The 19,511-nt window shown below is 30.8% G+C and carries 14 protein-coding genes; 5 read left to right on the top strand and 9 right to left on the bottom strand.

The window, feature by feature from the left end:
* Positions 1-8: 8 nt before the first annotated feature.
* The 5 genes from CLAU_RS13640 to CLAU_RS13620 all read right to left on the bottom strand — a co-directional run bounded on the left by CLAU_RS13640 (position 9) and on the right by CLAU_RS13620 (position 6,046).
* Positions 9-1,403 carry a sensor histidine kinase gene (locus CLAU_RS13640; RefSeq protein WP_023162849.1) on the bottom strand — a complete coding sequence of 465 codons (1,395 nt, stop codon included), beginning with the start codon at positions 1,401-1,403 and terminating at the stop codon, positions 9-11.
* 1 nt (position 1,404) lies between these two features.
* On the bottom strand, positions 1,405-2,091 hold the full coding sequence (locus tag CLAU_RS13635; RefSeq protein ID WP_013237365.1) for a response regulator transcription factor: 687 nt from the start codon (positions 2,089-2,091) through the stop codon (positions 1,405-1,407).
* A gap of 570 nt (positions 2,092-2,661) precedes the next feature.
* The gene (locus CLAU_RS13630; protein WP_013237364.1) at positions 2,662-3,600 is read right to left on the bottom strand and encodes an SPFH domain-containing protein; all 939 of its coding nucleotides are present in this window, start codon (positions 3,598-3,600) and stop codon (positions 2,662-2,664) included.
* A 4-nt stretch (positions 3,601-3,604) separates the two neighbouring features.
* Complete coding sequence (locus tag CLAU_RS13625; protein WP_013237363.1) at positions 3,605-4,030, bottom strand: NfeD family protein; 426 nt, start codon at positions 4,028-4,030, stop codon at positions 3,605-3,607.
* 99 nt (positions 4,031-4,129) lie between these two features.
* The gene (locus CLAU_RS13620; protein ID WP_029170136.1) at positions 4,130-6,046 is read right to left on the bottom strand and encodes an NAD(+) synthase; all 1,917 of its coding nucleotides are present in this window, start codon (positions 6,044-6,046) and stop codon (positions 4,130-4,132) included.
* Between the two features lie 170 nt (positions 6,047-6,216).
* Here CLAU_RS13620 and CLAU_RS13615 point away from each other — a divergent pair, with 170 nt between their 5' ends.
* Both CLAU_RS13615 and CLAU_RS13610 read left to right on the top strand, forming a co-directional pair.
* Positions 6,217-7,353 carry an acyltransferase gene (locus tag CLAU_RS13615; RefSeq protein ID WP_013237361.1) on the top strand — a complete coding sequence of 379 codons (1,137 nt, stop codon included), beginning with the start codon at positions 6,217-6,219 and terminating at the stop codon, positions 7,351-7,353.
* A gap of 431 nt (positions 7,354-7,784) precedes the next feature.
* Positions 7,785-8,657, top strand: coding sequence for a CvfB family protein (locus CLAU_RS13610; RefSeq protein ID WP_013237360.1), 873 nt, complete (start codon positions 7,785-7,787; stop codon positions 8,655-8,657).
* Positions 8,658-9,014: 357 nt separating this feature from the next.
* Here CLAU_RS13610 and CLAU_RS13605 read toward each other — a convergent pair whose 3' ends face one another.
* Positions 9,015-11,642: a calcium-translocating P-type ATPase, PMCA-type gene (locus tag CLAU_RS13605; protein ID WP_023162847.1), complete on the bottom strand. Its 2,628-nt coding sequence runs from the start codon at positions 11,640-11,642 to the stop codon at positions 9,015-9,017.
* Between the two features lie 258 nt (positions 11,643-11,900).
* Here CLAU_RS13605 and CLAU_RS13600 point away from each other — a divergent pair, with 258 nt between their 5' ends.
* Positions 11,901-12,323 (top strand): YaaR family protein, encoded by a 423-nt coding sequence (locus CLAU_RS13600; RefSeq protein WP_013237357.1) that lies wholly within the window; start codon positions 11,901-11,903, stop codon positions 12,321-12,323.
* Positions 12,324-12,331: 8 nt separating this feature from the next.
* On the opposite strand, the gene CLAU_RS13595 is transcribed toward CLAU_RS13600, so the two are convergent.
* The gene (locus tag CLAU_RS13595) at positions 12,332-13,603 is read right to left on the bottom strand and encodes a M14 family metallopeptidase (protein WP_013237356.1); all 1,272 of its coding nucleotides are present in this window, start codon (positions 13,601-13,603) and stop codon (positions 12,332-12,334) included.
* A 74-nt stretch (positions 13,604-13,677) separates the two neighbouring features.
* Entirely contained in the window at positions 13,678-14,184 is a 507-nt protein-coding gene (locus tag CLAU_RS13590; RefSeq protein ID WP_023162846.1) for a gamma carbonic anhydrase family protein, read from the bottom strand.
* A 310-nt stretch (positions 14,185-14,494) separates the two neighbouring features.
* On the opposite strand from CLAU_RS13590, the gene CLAU_RS13585 reads away from it, so the two are divergent.
* Together CLAU_RS13585 and CLAU_RS13580 are read left to right on the top strand one after the other, a co-directional pair.
* Positions 14,495-17,536 (top strand): vitamin B12-dependent ribonucleotide reductase, encoded by a 3,042-nt coding sequence (locus CLAU_RS13585; RefSeq protein WP_013237354.1) that lies wholly within the window; start codon positions 14,495-14,497, stop codon positions 17,534-17,536.
* Positions 17,537-17,624: 88 nt separating this feature from the next.
* Positions 17,625-18,854: a glycosyltransferase family 4 protein gene (locus tag CLAU_RS13580; RefSeq protein WP_242834121.1), complete on the top strand. Its 1,230-nt coding sequence runs from the start codon at positions 17,625-17,627 to the stop codon at positions 18,852-18,854.
* Positions 18,855-19,096: 242 nt separating this feature from the next.
* On the opposite strand, the gene CLAU_RS13575 is transcribed toward CLAU_RS13580, so the two are convergent.
* The gene (locus CLAU_RS13575; RefSeq protein WP_023162844.1) at positions 19,097-19,489 is read right to left on the bottom strand and encodes a FadR/GntR family transcriptional regulator; all 393 of its coding nucleotides are present in this window, start codon (positions 19,487-19,489) and stop codon (positions 19,097-19,099) included.
* Positions 19,490-19,511: the final 22 nt, after the last annotated feature.

Here is a 19,511-nt window from a genome sequence, read left to right as displayed (position 1 = left end):
CTAAAATTCTAGTTGTCTTCTACCGGAATGGTCAAAGTTATTTCCGTTCCCTTAACCAGTTCACTTGTTATCTCAATTTTTCCTCCATGAAGTGAAACTATTTCTTTGCATATTGATAGTCCTATTCCATTGCTGCACTTGTCACTTTTGCCTTTAAAAAACTTCTCAGTGACTTTTGGAAGTTCATCTTCAGGTATCCCGATTCCAGTATCATCTACTATCATAATTAAGTTTTCATCTTTCACGAAAGCCTTTAAAGTTACCTTTCCCCCTTCTTGTGTAAATTTAAAAGCATTGTCCAGCAAATTGTTAAGCACCTGTTTAATTCTATTTTCATCCAGTAAAATCAAAGGCATGTTATCCTGAACTTTTACAGAAAAGTTTATATTTTGTCGCCATGCCCTTAGAGAAAATTGTTTTTTTATATATTCTATAGTATTTTTTATATCTACATAATCTTTTTTCAATGTAATTTTACCAGATATAAATTTAGAAAAATCTAAAAGTTCTTCTACCATTTTAGTTAGCCTATCACTTTCATTTTCTATTATCTCAAGTCCAGTTTGCAATTCTTCCTTATCACTGAAATCTCCAGTTCTCATAGTAGACGCCCATCCCTTTATAGATGTAAGTGGGGTTCTGAGTTCATGGGATACGGAGGCTACAAATTCATTTTTTAACTTCTCATTTTTTAATATTTCATCTGCCATAAAATTTAGTGCATCAAATAGTTCCCCTATCTCATCGTCTCTCTTTTTTTCAATTCTCTCATTAAATCTTCCACTAGCCATTTTTCTTGCCATAGCTGTGACCTCTCTTAAGGGTCTTGTTATACTATTTGAAATGAACACACTTATAATTCCTGCCATTATTATTACTGCAATTCCTATAAATATGAGCATAAAAGATATTTTTTCTATTATCATGTCCACTTCTGAAAGAGAAGTAACAAATCTAAGTACTCCTTCAACTTTTCTATTAGATTTTAAAGCTTTAGATACATACAACACTTTTTCACTAGTTTTTTTATCTGTTTTTATAGAAATGCCTAATTCTCCATTTAAAGCATCTTTTATGTCTTCCCCCTTCACTTTACCAGGTATAAAGTTTCCTATAGAATCCATAAGCATTCTTCCTGAAACATCTATTACTTGAACTTCTGCAGAAGTATTTTTCCAAAATATATCTGCATTGTCACTTATATTTTTTTTTAAACTGGAAGAAGCTAGATAGCTATTATAAAAATCTACGGAAACTTTTATCTGATTAGAAACCATATTCTCCATATTTTTATAATAGTATCTGCTAATGGAGAATATTAAAAAAGATTCAATTATCACTACAGTAAAAATTATTATAAATAGATAGCTTCCTATCATTCTTTCCTTTATTCCATTTAACATATTATTCTTTTCTCCACCTATACCCTACTCCCCAAACAGTCTCAATATACTTTGGTTTTGAAGAATTTTCTTCTATCTTCTCTCTAAGCCTTCTAATATTTACGTCAACTATTTTTGCATCTCCAGGATAGCTATACCCCCAGACAAGATTTAGGAGTTCATTCCTATTTAAAGCTTTTCCTTGATTTTCTATAAATATTTTCATCAACATATATTCTTTTGGGGTAAGTTCTAATTCCTGTTCACTTCTATAGACTTTCATGGCTCCTTCATCTATTTTAAATTCACCCGATACAAGCACTTCATTTTTACTATCACTTTGTAATCCTATTCTCCTCAAAAGTGCATTTACTCTAGCTATTAACTCTTGGGGGTTAAAAGGTTTTATTACATAGTCATCTGCTCCAAATCCAAAACCCATTATCTTGTCCGTATCCTGGCTTCTGGCTGTAAGCATTATTATACCCATCTTAGGAAATTCTCTTCTAAGTATTTCACAAGTCTTGAATCCATCCATTCCAGGAAGCATTACATCTAATATCGTAACTATTGGATTTTCAACTCTTGCCTTTTCTAAAGCTCTTTCTCCCGTACTTGCTTCTATCACTATAAACTTGTTTCTTTTAAAATTTATTTTTAAAAACCCTCTTATAGAAGCTTCATCTTCCACTATTAAAACCTTTTTCACACAAACTTCCCCCATATTTCAATTATCAATTTCAATTTAAAAGTATATAATCTCTCAAGCTGCAATTTTTTAACCTTTAACTAAAGTTACTAACTGCTTTTGAATTCAACTACCTATATAGATAGTCAACTCTACAATTAAACTTATCCAAATTGTCAGTTTGATTTAAATTCTAAAGTTATAAATACAACTGAAGTTTATAATAAGCACTTTTAAGTAATTATAGATTAAACTTTATAATCTATAGGGTCTCCAATTGAAATTTAAACTTATACATAGCATATAATGACAAGTTTCAATTAGAAATCCTATAAGGATTCTCATCTTAAATTTAAACCTATTCGCAGAGATATTCTTACAATAATGAAGCTCTTTCAAATATTTTGCAAATAAGTCTTAGAAAAAATTCGTAAAAACTTAGGGCTTTTGAATTGTTTGAGGTATGAGTTTTCAAAAGTTCTTAGCTTTTCTAGAATTTTTTACTTAGACTTATCAAAATATTTTACGAGCTGAAGGTTGTAAAAATATCCGAAGAATAGGTCAAATTTTAAGCTGTAACACCTATAAGAATTACTTCTTTTGAAGCATATCTGCTATAGCAGCCATATTGCCAAGAGAAGAAATGGACTCATTTGGCAATATCAATTTATTTGCTGGATTTTTAGCCATTTCCTTCAATGCTTCTACCTGTTTAAGTGCTATTACCTTTTCATCTGTACCTGAATCAATTATAGATCTATTAACAAGGTGAATTGCCTTGGACTGCGCTTCTGCTACAGATTCTATTGCCTTTGCTTTACCTTCTGCTTCCAACATTTGAGACTGTCTTAATCCTTCAGCTCTTCTTATATTTGCTTCCTTTTCAGCTTCAGCTTGCAGTATCTTGGCTTGCTTTTCACCTTCAGCTCTTGCTATATCACTCTGTTTCTGACCTTCTGCCTGAAGTATAACAGCCCTTTTATCACGCTCTGCCTTCATCTGTTTTTCCATAGCTTGCTGAATCTCAGCCGGTGGAATAATGTTTTTAATTTCTACAGACAATATTTTTATGCCGTATGCGTCTGTTATCTCATCCACTACTTTTAAAAGCTCTGCATTTATTTTATCCCTTCCCGACAGTACTTCATCTAAGGTCATATCTCCTACAATATTTCTCATATTGGTTATAGTTGAAAAAACTATACCTGCTTTGTAATCTTCTATATTATACACAGCATCCTTAGCACTTAATATCTTGTAAAAAATAACATTATCAATAGATATCTTTACATTGTCTTTAGTTATAACACTTTGAGGTTCAATATCTAATATCTGCTGTTTATTTGAAATTTTTCTTCTTGCAAAATCAGCAAAAGGAATTAGAAAATGCCATCCTGGTTCCAATACCCTATGAAATTGTCCAAATCTCTCTATAATAGTTACATAACCAGTGTTTACTACCTTCATAGAAGAAACTATAACTGCAATAATAGCTACAAGTACAATCAAAATGAAAATTTTACTTATCATATATTTACATCTCCTTTTTTATAATAACTTTATTTCCTTCCATACCAATTATCTTTACGGTATCTCCATCCTTAATAGTATATCCTTCATTCTTTATATTCCAGTATACTCCATCAATTCTTATTCCATTATTCTTTTCCATTTCCTTATCTATAGTGACCTTTTTTCCCACATAAGTTTTTTCCCTAAGCAAAGTAGGTTTTATAGATTTTTTAATATTCTTTTTAACTATAGGATAACAAACAGCTGTAAGCACTATACTAACTGCTAAAAATACTACAAGTTGAACTATAAAGGAATATTTTAATATTCCTGCTACAATGGCAGCAATCGCTCCTATAGTAAACCATACAAATAGGAAAGCACTAGTTACCATGTCTACAAATAGGGCTACTAAACCAATTACAGTCCATAAAATAATATTAAACATGCAAATTCCAACCCCCTATCAAAATTTTTCTATCTTTATATTATAAATAGTATACTACATCTATTCATCAATAAAACTGATTTTATATAAATTTTATTTTTACATCCATAAATTAAAGCTAGCATCTGAAGGCATTCTCCAATCTCCTCTAGGAGATAAACTTACAGTACCTACCTTAGGTCCATCTGGAATTGCAGATCTCTTGAACTGTTGAGTGAAAAATCTTTTTGTAAATACTTTCAGCCATTTACAAATAACATCATTAGTATAATCATTTTTAAAAGCTTGTTTTGCCAAAAACAATATCTTCTCAGGCGAATAACTATGCCTAACAAAATAATACAAGAAAAAGTCATGAAGCTCATATGGACCCACTATGTCTTCTGTCTTCTGAGCTATCTTTCCATTTTTGTCTTTAGGCAAAAGTTCTGGGCTTACTGGAGTATCAAGTATATCTATTAAAATATCCGATATATTTTTTGATACCTCTTTATCTGCTACATATCTTACTAAATATCTTACCAAGGTTTTAGGTATGGAACAATTTACACTATACATAGACATATGATCGCCGTTGTAAGTGCACCATCCAAGTGCAAGCTCAGAAAGATCACCTGTCCCAATTACAAGTCCACCTTCCTTATTTGCTATGTCCATTATAATCTGCGTTCTCTCCCTTGCCTGGACATTTTCATAAGTTACATCATGTATTTCTCTGTCGTGGGATATATCTTTAAAATGTTGAAGGCATGCATCTACTATGTTTATTTCTCTAAGTTCCGTTCCTAAACTTTTACACAAATCCACCGCATTATTATAAGTTCTATCTGTAGTACCAAATCCCGGCATAGTAACAGTTATTATATTGTCTCTCGATATCTTTAACATATCAAAAGTTTTCACTGTAACAAGCAAGGCCAATGTAGAATCAAGTCCACCTGATATACCTATAACCGCTCTTTTTAAATTAGTATGACTTACTCTTTTAGCAAGAGCAGAAGTTTGTATATTAAATATTTCCCTACATCTAATTTCCCTTTCATCTTTACCTGAGGGTACAAAAGGATGTTTGTCAACAGTTCTATCAAATTTTCCATAATTCATAGTTTCAAATTGAAATTTAACTTCTATAGGTTTCTCCAAAAATAACTTTACGCTGTCCCTAAAACTTACATTTCTTAAACGCTGTGCAGCTAATCGTCCTAAATCTACAATTGTAGTAATAACTTGATTTTCTCTTTTAAATCTTTCCCCAGATTCTAGAATTGCTCCATTTTCAGAAATACACATATCACCACTAAACACTAAATCTGTAGAAGATTCAAACACTCCACAAGATGAATATATATAAGAACACATGCATCTAGCACTTTGAGATGATATTAAATTCCTTCTATACGTGGATTTACTTACGACTTCATTAGATGCAGAGAGGTTTCCTATAATGTTTGCACCCATAAGACATAAATAACTGCTTGGAGGTACTACTGTCCATAGATCTTCACATATTTCAATTCCAAATTTAAAATTACCACAGGTAAATATCAAGTTTGTTCCAAATGGAATATCTTCTTGAAAATAAAAGTTAACCTTTTCATCTGTAACCTTTAGCCCCTCTGTAAACCACCTTTTTTCGTAAAACTCCTCATAATTTGGAATATAACTTTTGGGAACAATACCTAGGATACTACCCTGGAATATTATGTATGCACAATTATAAAGACAACAATTATATGTAAGAGGTGCCCCTACAGCTATTAGTATGTCTATATCTTTTGAATAATCACACAACTTTTTTAAAGCTTCTACGGATTTCTCCAAAAGCAGCTGCTGTTCAAAAAGGTCTGCACAGGTATACGAGGTTATACAAAGCTCCGGAAAAACTACAAGCTTTGATTTTTCCTCTAGAGCTCTATCTATACAAAGCTTTATATTATTTAAGTTAAATTCTATATCTGCTACATTTGTTAAAGGACATGCTGCAGATACTCTTACAAAATCCATTGATGACATTATATTTTCCTCCCTAATAATCTTTTAACTTTTATTATATACTTTATATTATAAGTGATATAAAGCAAATTTAAAGCTATTTATGAGTTTAATCTTAAATCATAAGAAATTGCCTTTTCATTTAGATAAGTGTAAACTGTACAAGGATATTTTTTACTTAGGAGGAGGAAAATATGACTAAAGATAGATTAGCAGAATTAGACATAATGAGAGGAATCGCTTTTATTTTAGTAGTAATACAGCACACTTTTGGCGGTTATTCTTTTATAAAAGATATTTCTCTAGAAAATAGACTTATTTCAAAACTTATTTATTCAATAGGTAAAACTGCTGTACCTATGTTTGTAGCATTAACTGCCATATGCCTCATTTATGTATATTATGATCGTATGGATGTATTAAATTTCTATATCAAAAAATTAAAATTTCTAATTTTACCTTATATTTTTTGTTCCCTTATAAATGATTTAATTTTAAATCACAGCACTTATGGTTTTACAAACTTTATAGGACAAATAGTTACTGGTAGTTCTGCCTACCATTTATGGTATATGGGCATGATAATCAGATTATATTTATATATACCCTTAATCTTTCTATTTATAAAGAAATTAAATGGTACAAGCACTTTTATAAAAAAATTGTTTTTTATATTTTCTTTTGTGCTATACTACTTAATACTAAAAGACAACAATCATGTTACTTCTGCAATTGGAAAATTATTATTTGGAACACCATCTAAATTGCAGCAAAGTTTTATAAATATAACACCTTTACTATGGATTTTTTATTTTGTAGTGGGATCATATATGATTTTTAATTATACAAATTTAAAAGCTATGATAAAAAAATACAAATATGCACTTATTGGCGGATACACTATACTTTTATCATATTTTTATTATGATGATGTAAAAGATTTTATAGGTAATCCACTTCCATTTATTAAATTTGACCATGCTTTATATATAGTATATGTAACTACAGCAATACTTTTCTTCTATATGCTATCTCTCTATATAGACACCGTCAGCAAAAAAATTAGTATTTTACTATCATTTATAGGAAAGTATTCTTTTCCAGCATATATGCTCCATATTATTGTTATTCAAAAATGGTCAGAAAAGATACCTTCAACTCACTATCTATATAGTCCATTAATAAAACTTTTAGTAACTATAATAATAACTCCTATTATTTGTTGTATGATAAGTTACATTCCTGGAAGTAGATACCTGATAGGTATTAGATCAAAATTTAAAAACAAATCTATAATAGTACAGAAGTTAAAAATAAATGTTAACAGGTAGATTGTTTTTGTTTAAATGAATTTATTTATTCTTTTTATGTACTAACATTTTAATCAATGAATCTTACTTAGTGGGAGTTTTTTTCTCCCACTAAGTTTAGATGAATTATCTAGGGGCATAACTACTGTTATCTCCCACTTTGATAGAAGTGGGAGTGTTACAGTAGGTAGCCATCAGATAAATTCAAATTCAAATTCAATAATATTAATAAAAAAGAAGACTTTGGGAAAAATATTCTAGAGAAAATCCAATATTCTATTTGAAAAAAGCCAGCTTCAGTTGGATATAAATATATTTTGGTAAGCTTCTTTAGATAGCCATTATATAAAACCTACTTTAAATACTAACTTAACTAGCAGTAACTATAATATTATTATATAATATGTTTGAAGTAGAAGTATTTTAAACATTACAGGGGAGTGAAAATATAGTTGATACTAATAGGGAAATTTAATAAACTAAAAATAACCAGGGAAGCAAGTTTCGGATACTACTTAGATGCAGGAACAGGTAGAACTAAAGACGATATACTTCTTCCTAAAAATGATATTACTGAGGATACCCTTTCCATTGGCGATGAAGTCAATGCATTCATATATAAGGACTCAAAAGACAGAATAATATCCACTTTAAAAAAACCTAAGGCAGAAATAGGTGAACTTGCATATTTAAAAGTTGTAGCTAATACTAGTTTCGGGAGTTTCGTAGATATAGGCTTGGAAAGAGATGTACTTGTACCTTTAGCAGAACAAAAATATAAGCTTACTCCAGAAAAATACTATTTATTTTATCTATATGTAGATAAAACCAATAGAATTGCAGCTACTACGGACATAGACAGATATCTGCTTACCTTAGATGTTGAGAGCAATGAAAAAGATGAAAAATACACACTTGGCAGTGAAGTAAAAGGGACTATTTATGGATTTCAAACCAATAACAGTGCTATGGTAGCCGTAGATAATCTTTATCGAGGGGTTATATTGAATAATGAATATTTTACAGATATTTATCCTGGGGATGAACTCAATTTAAGAATAAAAAAAATATACGAGGATGGCAAATTAGGACTCACTCCTAGAAGCGTACCTAAAAATGAAAGATTATCCTTAGAGGAGTCTATATTAGATTATTTAGAAAATCATAATGGTTTCATGCCATATAATGATAAAAGTTCTCCAGAAGATATAAGAAATACCTTTCATGAAAGTAAAAATTATTTTAAAAATGCTTTAGGTGGACTCATGAAAAGACACCTTATCCTACAAGATGAAAACGGAACAAGACTTAAAAACACCAAATAATATAGGGGTTTGCAGCTTGAAAGTTAACTTATGCATAAAATGTAATGACAAATTTCAACACCATAAAAACTTTTGACAAGTCTAAAGCTCGGTATTTTGAAAATCTAAAGAAGCTTATATAAACTCGTACCTCAGACATATATAAGCTTCTAAGGTTTTCTAAAATACCTCGCTAAGACTTACGGAAAAGTTTTTAACGGTGTTTTCAATTTTGTCATTACATTTTATGCATAAGTTTAAATTTCAATTGAAAACCCTATATTCTAACTTAAAAATCAACTTATGTGCAGGAATATTTTTACAATAATGAAGCTCTTTTAAATATTTTGTATATAAGTCATAGAAACTTTAAATTTTCTATGCAATATTCCTCACTGATTTTCTATAAGCAAGCTTTATAATTTCATTCACTAAAAGAGGTACAAAAGAAAGTGCTAATACAAATATCCAATCATTTATTGTAAGTTTAAACACTTTAAATACTGAAGACAAGAAGGGTACTGTAATAACTATACTTTGCATTATTATACCGACAACTATTGCACCTATTAAATACTTATTACTGAAAATTCCAACCTCAAACATAGATTTTTCATGATGTCTAATACTTAAAGTATAAAATAGCTGTGATACACTTAACACTACAAAAGCCATAGTCTGCGCATGTATAAGTGAATTAGCATACAGCTTAGTTCCTATATAAAAGGCAGCTAAAGTAAGTACTCCTATTAAAATACCGTTCACTACTAAAAATACTCCGCTCTTACCTGAAAATAATCCTTTACGTGGATCTCTAGGTTTTTCTTTCATTATATCAGGATCATCAGGATCTACTCCAAGAGCTAAAGCTGGAAGACTATCCGTTATAAGATTTACCCAAAGGAGATGAATTGGCCTTAAAATTGTAGGCCACCCCAAAACTATTGCCATAAATAGTGCTATTATTTCTCCTATATTGCATGAAAGAAGAAATACTATAGATTTTCTTATATTATTATATATATTTCTTCCTTGTTTTACAGCTTCCACTATAGTTGAAAAGTTATCATCTGTAAGCACCATATCTGCAGCTCCTTTTGCCACATCTGTTCCCGTAATTCCCATTGCTACGCCTATATCTGCAGTTTTTAATGAAGGCGCATCATTTACACCATCTCCTGTCATAGATACTATATTCCCTTTTTTCTTCAATGCCTTTACTATATTTACTTTATGCTCTGGAGATACCCTAGCAAATACTTTTAAATTATCGATTCTATCATGTATATCTTTTTCTGATAATTTATCAAATTCAGCTCCTAATATAGCCTGAGACTCGTGATCTGCTATACCAAGTTCTTTTGCTATAGCAAAAGCCGTATTTTTATGGTCCCCGGTTATCATAACTACCCCTATGCCAGATTTTTTACACTCATCTATAGATTTTTTTACATTTTCTCTAGGAGGATCTATCATTCCCACAAGACCCACAAAGGTCAATCCACTTTCCATTGAATCAATTTGAATTTTAGGTGAATCTATAACTTTAAAAGCAACTGACAAAACCCTAAGTGCTTCATTTGACATAGAATTTGCTGCATTAAGTACATTTGACTTTAATTCTTCTGTAAAAGGGACAGCCTCTCCCTTTAAATATATATTCTCACAAATTTTAATTAAATTATCTACTGCACCTTTCGTAATTATACGATACTTATTCCCATATTTATTTAAAGTAGTCATAAGTTTTCTGTCTGAATCAAAAGGTATTTCATTTACCCTACTGTGTTCCTTGTTTTCATCAGATTTAAATACATTGAATTTAACACCCATTTCTAAAAGTGCAATTTCAGTAGGATCTCCAGTCTTAGAACTTTCTGAATAAGTAGCATCATTACAAAGTACCATATTTTCTACAAGTTCTTTATGTATATTATTTTTTAAATCAACAGCTGAAATGTTATTTAAAATATTGTCTGCATAAAACTTTGTAACAGTCATCTTATTCTGTGTCAAAGTCCCTGTCTTATCTGAACATATTATATTTACAGAACCGAGTGTTTCTATAGCTGGGAGTTTTCTAATTATTGCATTTTTACCTATCATTCTCTGTACTCCTACTGCAAGCACTATAGTAACCATAGCTGGCAAACCTTCAGGAATAGCAGCTACAGCTAAACTTATAGCCGTTAAAAACATCTCAAATAAATCTCTCTTTTGAATCAATGATGTTATAAACATAAGTACACATATAATAATAACTACAAAGCCAAGCATTTTGCCAAGCTGACCTAACTTTCTCTGCAGTGGAGTTAAATTTTTTTCATCATTATCTAACATTTTGGCTATTTTACCTATTTCAGTATTCATGCCAGTTGCTACAGCCACACCTATACCTCTTCCATAAGTGGCTAGGGTGGACATAAATGCCATATTTTTTTGATCTCCAAGAGCTATATCCTGATCTTCTAAAATATCTTCTACATACTTATCAGAAGGCACAGATTCTCCTGTTAATGCAGATTCCTCTATTTTTAAATTTCCGGTTTCAACGAGTCTTAAATCACAAGGAACGTACTTACCCGCATCTAATATGATTATATCTCCTACTACTATATTTTCAGAAGAAATCTCTATAACTTCTCCATTTCTTTTAACCAATGCTTTAGGCACCGAAAGCTTTTTTAGAGAATCCAATGCTTTTTCAGCTTTTGATTCTTGAATTAAGCCTATTACTGCATTTAATACAACTACAACCATTATTATGATTGCATCACTTATTTCACCAAGTGCCGCTGAAACCACTGCCGCTGCAACCAATATATATATAAGTACATCATTTACTTGTTCAAGTAAAAGCCTTAAAATTGATTTTTTCTTTTTTTCAATTAACTTATTTTCTCCATATTTTTTTATTCTAATTGAAGCTTCCTCAGATGTTAATCCATTTATCACATCTGTAGCAAATTCTCTTGTTATTTCTTCAATACTTTTTTTGTACCACATAAAATCCCCTACCTTTCATTCTATTTTTTGAATTCACCGCAATCTTATACACATTAAATAATTATTGTTGTCACAAAATGATACTCTGCAGGATAATATATGTTTATATATTATCAAAATCAAAAAATATGTATTTTAATTTAATTTTAAATACAATTAACTATATTTTTTACAAAATATTATATATAATAGATATATAACTCGACTTTCGCAAGTTACGAATTAATAATGAAAAATTAATAGTAATGGAGGATTATTATGGAAATTTCTAGAATTGGTGTAACTTCTAAACCTTCTTCAAGTAATAAAAATATATCTGTTAAAAAAGACTTTTCCCAGAGTTTTAATTCACAAATGGAGAAAAAGTCAGAGCAGGAACTTAAAAATATGTTTGATAGTATAAAAAAGAAAGGAAACAGACTTGCCATAACAAAGTGCTATTCAGATGTAAGATCTTATAAAAAAATGATAAAAGAATACCTTGAATCCGTCTTAAGTTACATGTATAGCGTAAAAAAGGATATAAGCTTCTGGCAAACTCAATATTTCATAACTGTAGATACTATAGATAGTAAATTAGAGGATCTAACTAATATGCTCATGAGTGAACAAAAAGATAACTTAAACGTAGCAGCTACTATAGACGATATAAGCGGTCTTTTAGTAGATATATATAAATAAGGGCTTATTTATATAACTGAGGCTAACAAAAGAATTTCTTCATTATCATTATATATTTTGGGAAATTGGGTTATTGGAAGTGGATTAGTACCTTTTCCAACTTCTATAGTAAATCCAGGTCTGCCATGGCTTTTTATGAACCAATCCTTATATCCTGAATAAGATGTTATTCCTGAAGTCTGTTCTAATCTATATCCACTTACCCTGGCAAACAATTCTCCTATCCTCCTTGATTCTGGAGGTGTAAGTGCATTGTACTGCCAGTAAATAACCTCACCCTGACTGTGATATGCCAAAACTAACCTAAAATTATGACTATTTGTAAATGCTACCATAGACCTAGTTTCAGGTTCTGATTCAGGATAAGGCCCTGAATACCTGGTAGGTCCTGGACCATATACACCATAACTGGGCTCTGCAGCTTTTGAAAACTCCCACCCTGCATTATAGTTATGATTAATATCTACTCCTCTATTGTTAGCTTGCCAATCCTTAGAAAAATCAGTTTTTCCTTTATTCCACCTTATAAGTTCATTATAAAACGGATTACTTCTCTGTAATCCATTTAAAACTAAATCCACGCCATCTGGATTTACCATTGGAACTATATATATACTACTTCTCCTCCATATATCAGCAGGGCTATAACCTCTTATATTTCTGCCCTCTGCGTAAGCTTTTGCAAAGTTTTCTATAAACTTCATTAAAAGTGGGGTGGTAATCCATTCCAAACTATGATGAGATCCATTATAAGATACCTCATTAGGACCCACTCCAAGTCTCACATAGTAAATCTTCCTTCCAAGCACACTTTGTCCTGCATTTCCTATAATTATAAAAGGATATCTAGCTTCTAGTCCCACTAAATCTTGTTCCAATATATCATAAGTGTAATTTATATTTGTATCAACTACGTCTATATCATAAGGCACCTTAAGTATTGTTCCCGGGATCAACCCTAATGCATGTACTTGTGGATTAGCTACTGTTATTTTGTAAACTTGAGTTTTATATTCTTGGGCTATATTATACAATGTGTCCCCTGGCTTTACAATATAAGTATTATAACCAAGTATAAAATCTCGTAAAACCCTATACGTATTAGAACCTATTATGCCATCAGGAGCTAATCCATTATTTTTTTGAAAATTTTTAACTGCTTGCTCTGTTTCTCTGCCATATATCCCATCTATGGTATTTAAATTGTATCCTATTTTCCTCAGCACAGCCTGTATTTTCATGACCTGAGTGCCTCTGGAGCCCAGTTTAAATATTGGCATATGAATTCCCCTAAATATTATTACTATATTATTTTTATGCAAACTTTATAAATATGTGATTAATGTATTGTTTTCTAATATTCACTATAATTTTTAGCCCTTTCAATATAGTCTTCTGCTGACCGTCTAAGAAACTTCTTTTCTTCCAAAGTAAGTCTCCTAATTACCTTTGCAGGTGAACCCATACATAACACCCCTGAAGGTATTTTTTTATTTTTAGTTACCAAACTTCCTGCTCCTATGATGCTCTCGGAACCAATTTCCGCATTATCCAAAATTATAGATCCCATACCAATTAAAGAATTATCTCCAATTTTGGCTCCATGTATCACTGCATTATGACCAACAGTAACATATTCTCCTATCTCTGCTGGGCTTTTTTCACCAGTATGAACAGTGCAGTTATCCTGTATGTTACTTCCTTTTCCTACATATATATTACTTACGTCACCTCTAAGTACAGCCCCAAACCATACGTTTGCATCTTCACAAAGTTTAACTTTTCCTATAACTTCTGCATTATCTACTACAAAACAGCTTTTATCTATATCTGGTATGTAATGTTCAAATTTTCTTATCATATAATTTACTCTCCTTAAGAATTTAATATTTGAAAACCTATATTTAAATTATAAATCATTATAGTTGCAAAATAAAAACATATGAAGAAAAAAAACTATATTATTTTAAAAATATGCTAAAATATAATACATATCATGAATTGAGTTTTTCTAAAATATATCATATAATATAATGACACTATATATGGTATTTATGTAATCTTATTTACACTATATATAGTATCTTTATTTAATTATGCTTATGGAAACTAACAATTTCATATAACACTTTAATTAAAAAACCCTTAAATATTATTAGGAGGTAGGCCAATTGGACTGCGTAAAAGACTTGTTTAAAAGATACTTTACAAAATCTCTTAAACAAAACAATAATAAAACAGTATATGATTTATTTAAATGGAAAAAAGTTGACGTGTTCTTAAAAGATCATAAAACAGGAAAAGTATTAGTTGATATGAAGAATCTAGAATTTCCTGAAAATTACTCTCAAAATGCTTGCGATATAATAGCTTCTAAATATTTTAGAAAAGCTGGAGTTCCCGGAGAAAATGGTTATGAAAATAGTATGAAATCTGTAACTCACAGGATGGTAAATTTCTGGTGTGAATCACTAAAAGATGAAGGACTTATAAAAACAGAAGATGAGTCTTCTATTTTTTATGATGAATGTGCATATGCTCTCTTAAATCAGATGTGTGCTCCTAATTCTCCTCAATGGTTTAATACAGGTCTTAAATTATCTTATGACATATGTGGTGCTAAACAGGGAAATTACTACTTCGATGAAAACCTCAATAAAGTAGTAGAGTCTAAAGATAATTATACAAGGACTCAGGCTTCTGCTTGCTTTATACTTTCTATTGAAGATAAACTTCTAGGATCACATTCCATATCAAATCAATTTGTCACAGAGACAAAATTATTTAAGGGAGGTTCTGGAACTGGCACTAATTTTTCTACTATAAGAGCAAAAGGTGAAAAATTATCTGGTGGAGGCTCTTCTTCCGGACTTATGAGTTTTTTAAAAGCATTGGATAAAAATGCAGGAGCTATTAAATCTGGTGGTACTACAAGAAGGGCTGCAAAAATGGTATGCCTTGATGTAGACCATCCCGAAATAATGGACTTTATAAACTGGAAATCCAAAGAAGAAGACAAAGTAAGAGCTCTTGGTAAAATGGGATATGATACAGATATCGATGGTGAAGCTTACGAAACTGTATCTGGTCAAAACAGCAATAATTCAGTAAGATTTTCCGATGAATTTATGAATAAGGTAAGCAAATTAGAACAAAACCCAGATGATACCATTGAGCTTATTGGTCGAACTGACCCAAAGCTTAATAGGATAGAAAAAATAAAAAACATATGGGATGCCTTTAATAATTCTGCCTGGAAATGTGCTGATCCTGCACCTCAGTTCAGTACTACATTTAATGCCTGGCACACCTGTCCTGCAGGTGAAGATGGCAAACTAAATGCTCCTTATAACAGGATAAATTCTACAAACCCCTGCGGAGAATATGCTTTTTTGGATGATACTTCCTGTAACCTTGCTTCTATAAATATATACAAGTTCTATAATATAACCAATAACACTTTTGACATAGAAGGATATTTGCACATAATAGATCTTGTTCAGCTTATTCTTGAATCTTCAATACACTGGGGACAATTTCCTACAGAAGATATAGCTAGAAAAACTTATCTTTTTAGAACCACAGGACTTGGTATATCAAATATAGCTTCGTTATTTATGGTTATGGGGTATCCTTACGATTCAGATGAAGCTAGAACTTTAGCTGCATCACTTGTTGGAATACTTACAGGTGAGTCTTATTACGTATCTTCTCTTATGGCAAAAGAAATAGGTCCATTTAAAAAGTTTGAAATAAATAAGCCCTATATGATGAGAGTTTTAAGAAATCATGCCAGAGCAGCCTCTGTAGATATAGAGTCTCTCCAAGCAATTCTAGGGAATAACTTTTCAAATGAATTTGAAGATCTAAATTATGTTCCGTTAAAAGTAAAACACAGCGTTTTAAAAAAGGAAGGACTTTCTTACATAGGAAAGACTTTAAAAGATTGCTGGATAAATGCACTTAAAAGTGGTATCAAATTTGGATACAGAAATGCCCAAGTTTCAGTTATAGCACCTACAGGAACCATATCCTTCGCCATGGACTGTGGAGCTACTTCAATAGAACCATTTTTCAGTCACATTGTTTATAAGAAGTTATCTGGAGGAGGATTTATGACTATTATAAATCCTGTAATAACCATTGCCCTTAAAAACCTAGGCTATACCTCTGAACAAATAGAAGACATACTGTCCTATGTACTTGAAAAGGAAAATGTATCTGAAAATGACTATACTTATGAAAAAATACTGGATGGCAAAATAGAAGGTGCACCTCACTTAAAAGATGAACACCTAAGCATATTTGATACTTCAAATAAATGCGGCAGCGGCGAAAGATATATTGATCCTATGGGACATGTAAAGATGGTAGCTTCTTTGACCCCTCTTATATCGGGTTCCGTATCTAAAACTGTAAACTTGCCTAAAACTGCTTCAGTACAAGATTTTAAAGATGTTGTTCTTACCTCTTGGAAACTAGGAGTTAAAGGCATTACCCTTTATAGGGATTCTTCTAAAGCTGCTCAGCCTTTAAATACCACTTTGTCAGATTCCAATGATATAAATATCGAAGATTTTACCTATAACCAACTTTTATCAAAGGTAAAGGAACTACAAAAAGGAATAAAGTATTCAAAGCGAGATAAAATTATTGGAATTCGTAAAGGAACTACGCACCCTGCTCAAATAGATGACGTTAAAATATACACTACAGTAAACAGAAATTCTAATGATGAAATATCTGAAATATATATAACTACAGATAGAGAGGGTACTATAATAATGGGGCTTCTAAATTCCCTGTCTAAAGCAATATCCGTTATGCTGCAATACCATGTTCCACCTCAGGATATATCACGAATGCTCAGGGGACAAAAATATGAGCCTTATGGATTTGTTCAGAAGCATCCCTACATAAAATATGTATCCTCAATTTCAGACCTTATAAGTAAAGTAATTGATATAGAACTGGGGGATTTTTCAAGGTGTCAAGTTAAACCTGAAAATTACGATAAAGACAGCTTAGTTTTAGGCAATTCTTCACCTGAATTAAACACCATAAAAACTAATGGAAATGAGACAAAAATAAAAAAAATAGATGGTGAAAAAGTTTATGGTACAGTATGTCCTACTTGTTCAAGCACTAGAATGGTGAGAAATGGCACCTGCATGGTATGTCTTGACTGCGGTTCTACTACAGGATGCAGTTGATTGGTAAAGTAGTTGGTTCACAGTTTAAAAAAATTACAAAACAATTTAATTGGAAGTTGAGTTAATAAATATAAATTTAATTAGGTGGGTGTTAAATTTGAAAAAAATACTACATGTAATAGCTCAAAGGCCTGAAAAAACAGGCAGTGGTACATATCTTCAAGCTTTAATAGAGCAGGGAGATAAAAAAGGTTATTCTCAAGCTGTAATAGCAGGTATCCCTGCAGATGAATTTAACATACACTTTAAAGAAAATGTTAAGTTTTATCCTGTAGTTTTCCAAACAGAAAAGCTTCCTTTTCCCGTAGTAGGTATGACAGATATAATGCCTTATAAAAGTACTATGTATAGAAAATTAGATAATGATATGCTAATCAAATGGAAAAATGCCTTTTCTGAAGTTCTTACAAAATCAGTAGCAGAATTTAGACCTGATATAATAATAACTCACCATTTGTGGATACTTTCCGCAATGGTGAAAGAAATGTTTCCACTTATAAAAACAATAGCAATATGTCATGGTACAGACTTAAGGCAAATGGATTTAGCTCCTAATTTTAATAATTATGTATCCAAATATTGCAGAAATATAGACAATATAGCTGCTCTGCATGAAGATCAAAAAAATGAGATAATAAAAAAATATCAAATAGACAAAAATAAAATTACTGTAGTTGGAGTTGGTTTTAATCCAAACATTTTCTATACTAATGATACTGAAAAAAACATGGATAAGATAAAACTTATTTATGCCGGGAAATTAAATTTTGCAAAAGGAATTCCATCCCTTATAAAATCTTATAATAAACTAGATATAGATAGAAATTCTATAGAACTCATTTTAGCAGGCTCTGGCACAGGCAGCCAATTTAAAGCCATTGAAAAAATGGCTGAAGAAAGCAGATTAAGAATAATATTAAAAGGTTCGATTTCTCAAAAAGAATTATCAAAGCTCTTTAGAGAAAGTCATCTTTTTGTATTTCCATCCTTTTTTGAAGGGCTCCCTTTAGTATTAACTGAAGCCCTTGCATCTGGCATGTTAATAGTAACTACAAACTTGCCTGGTGTCAAAGATTTTTTTGGAGATTACATTAACAAAAAAGGTTTAATAGAATATGTTAAAATGCCTTCTCTGAAAAGTTTAGATGAACCTTTTGAAGAAGACTTACCTAACTTTGAAAAGGAATTTTCAAAGGCTATAGAAAATCAATTAGAAAAAATTAGAAATAAATACTATAAAAAAGACCCAAAAGTAAAAGAAGTCATAGACAATATGTCTTGGAAAGGTGTTTTTAATAAAATAGAAAATTTGTTTTAATTCATAATTTACTTCAACATTGCTCATTGTATACAACTTATTTTTTATACAATGGGTTTATTTTTTATATTGCTCATCAAATAAAAATAAGCTCTAGATACTTAGAGACAAGTATTTAAAGCTTATTTTAGATAACAATTTTAAAATATATTTTCGTCAGTCTATGCTATGATTGAAAGATTAAACACTTAATCATTAGAAGAAAAAAGCATAAAAATTTTAACTAAATTTTAGAATCTCTCTTATTCCTTCCAATACCTGTCGTACAGGCTATTCATGTGTTTATGCATTTTTTTCATTGCCTCTTCACCATCACAACTTTCAATGGATTTAACAATCTCCATATGTTCACTTACATTGATATCCCTGTATTCCAGTCTAGTAACAGTTCTGTCACGAAGGAAAATCCACATTTTATGCTCTTTCATCACATTGTTTATATCATTGGTAAATTTGATAAACAAATCATTATGAGAAGCTTTTGATATCTCAACGTGTAATTTTTTATCTGTTTCCGGATTGTATATGCCCTCATTTGCTTCTTCTTCAAACTTATTTTCAATCTTACGTATGTTCTCAATCTCCTGATCCGTAGCCCTTTCAGCTGCAAATTTAGCAATTATAGGAATTTTCATTTTAGCTAAAATACCAAAATAA

Source organism: Clostridium autoethanogenum DSM 10061 (assembly GCF_001484725.1).
In the GTDB taxonomy this organism is placed as follows: domain Bacteria; phylum Bacillota; class Clostridia; order Clostridiales; family Clostridiaceae; genus Clostridium_B; species Clostridium_B ljungdahlii.
This window is presented reverse-complemented; position numbering and strand designations above follow the sequence as displayed.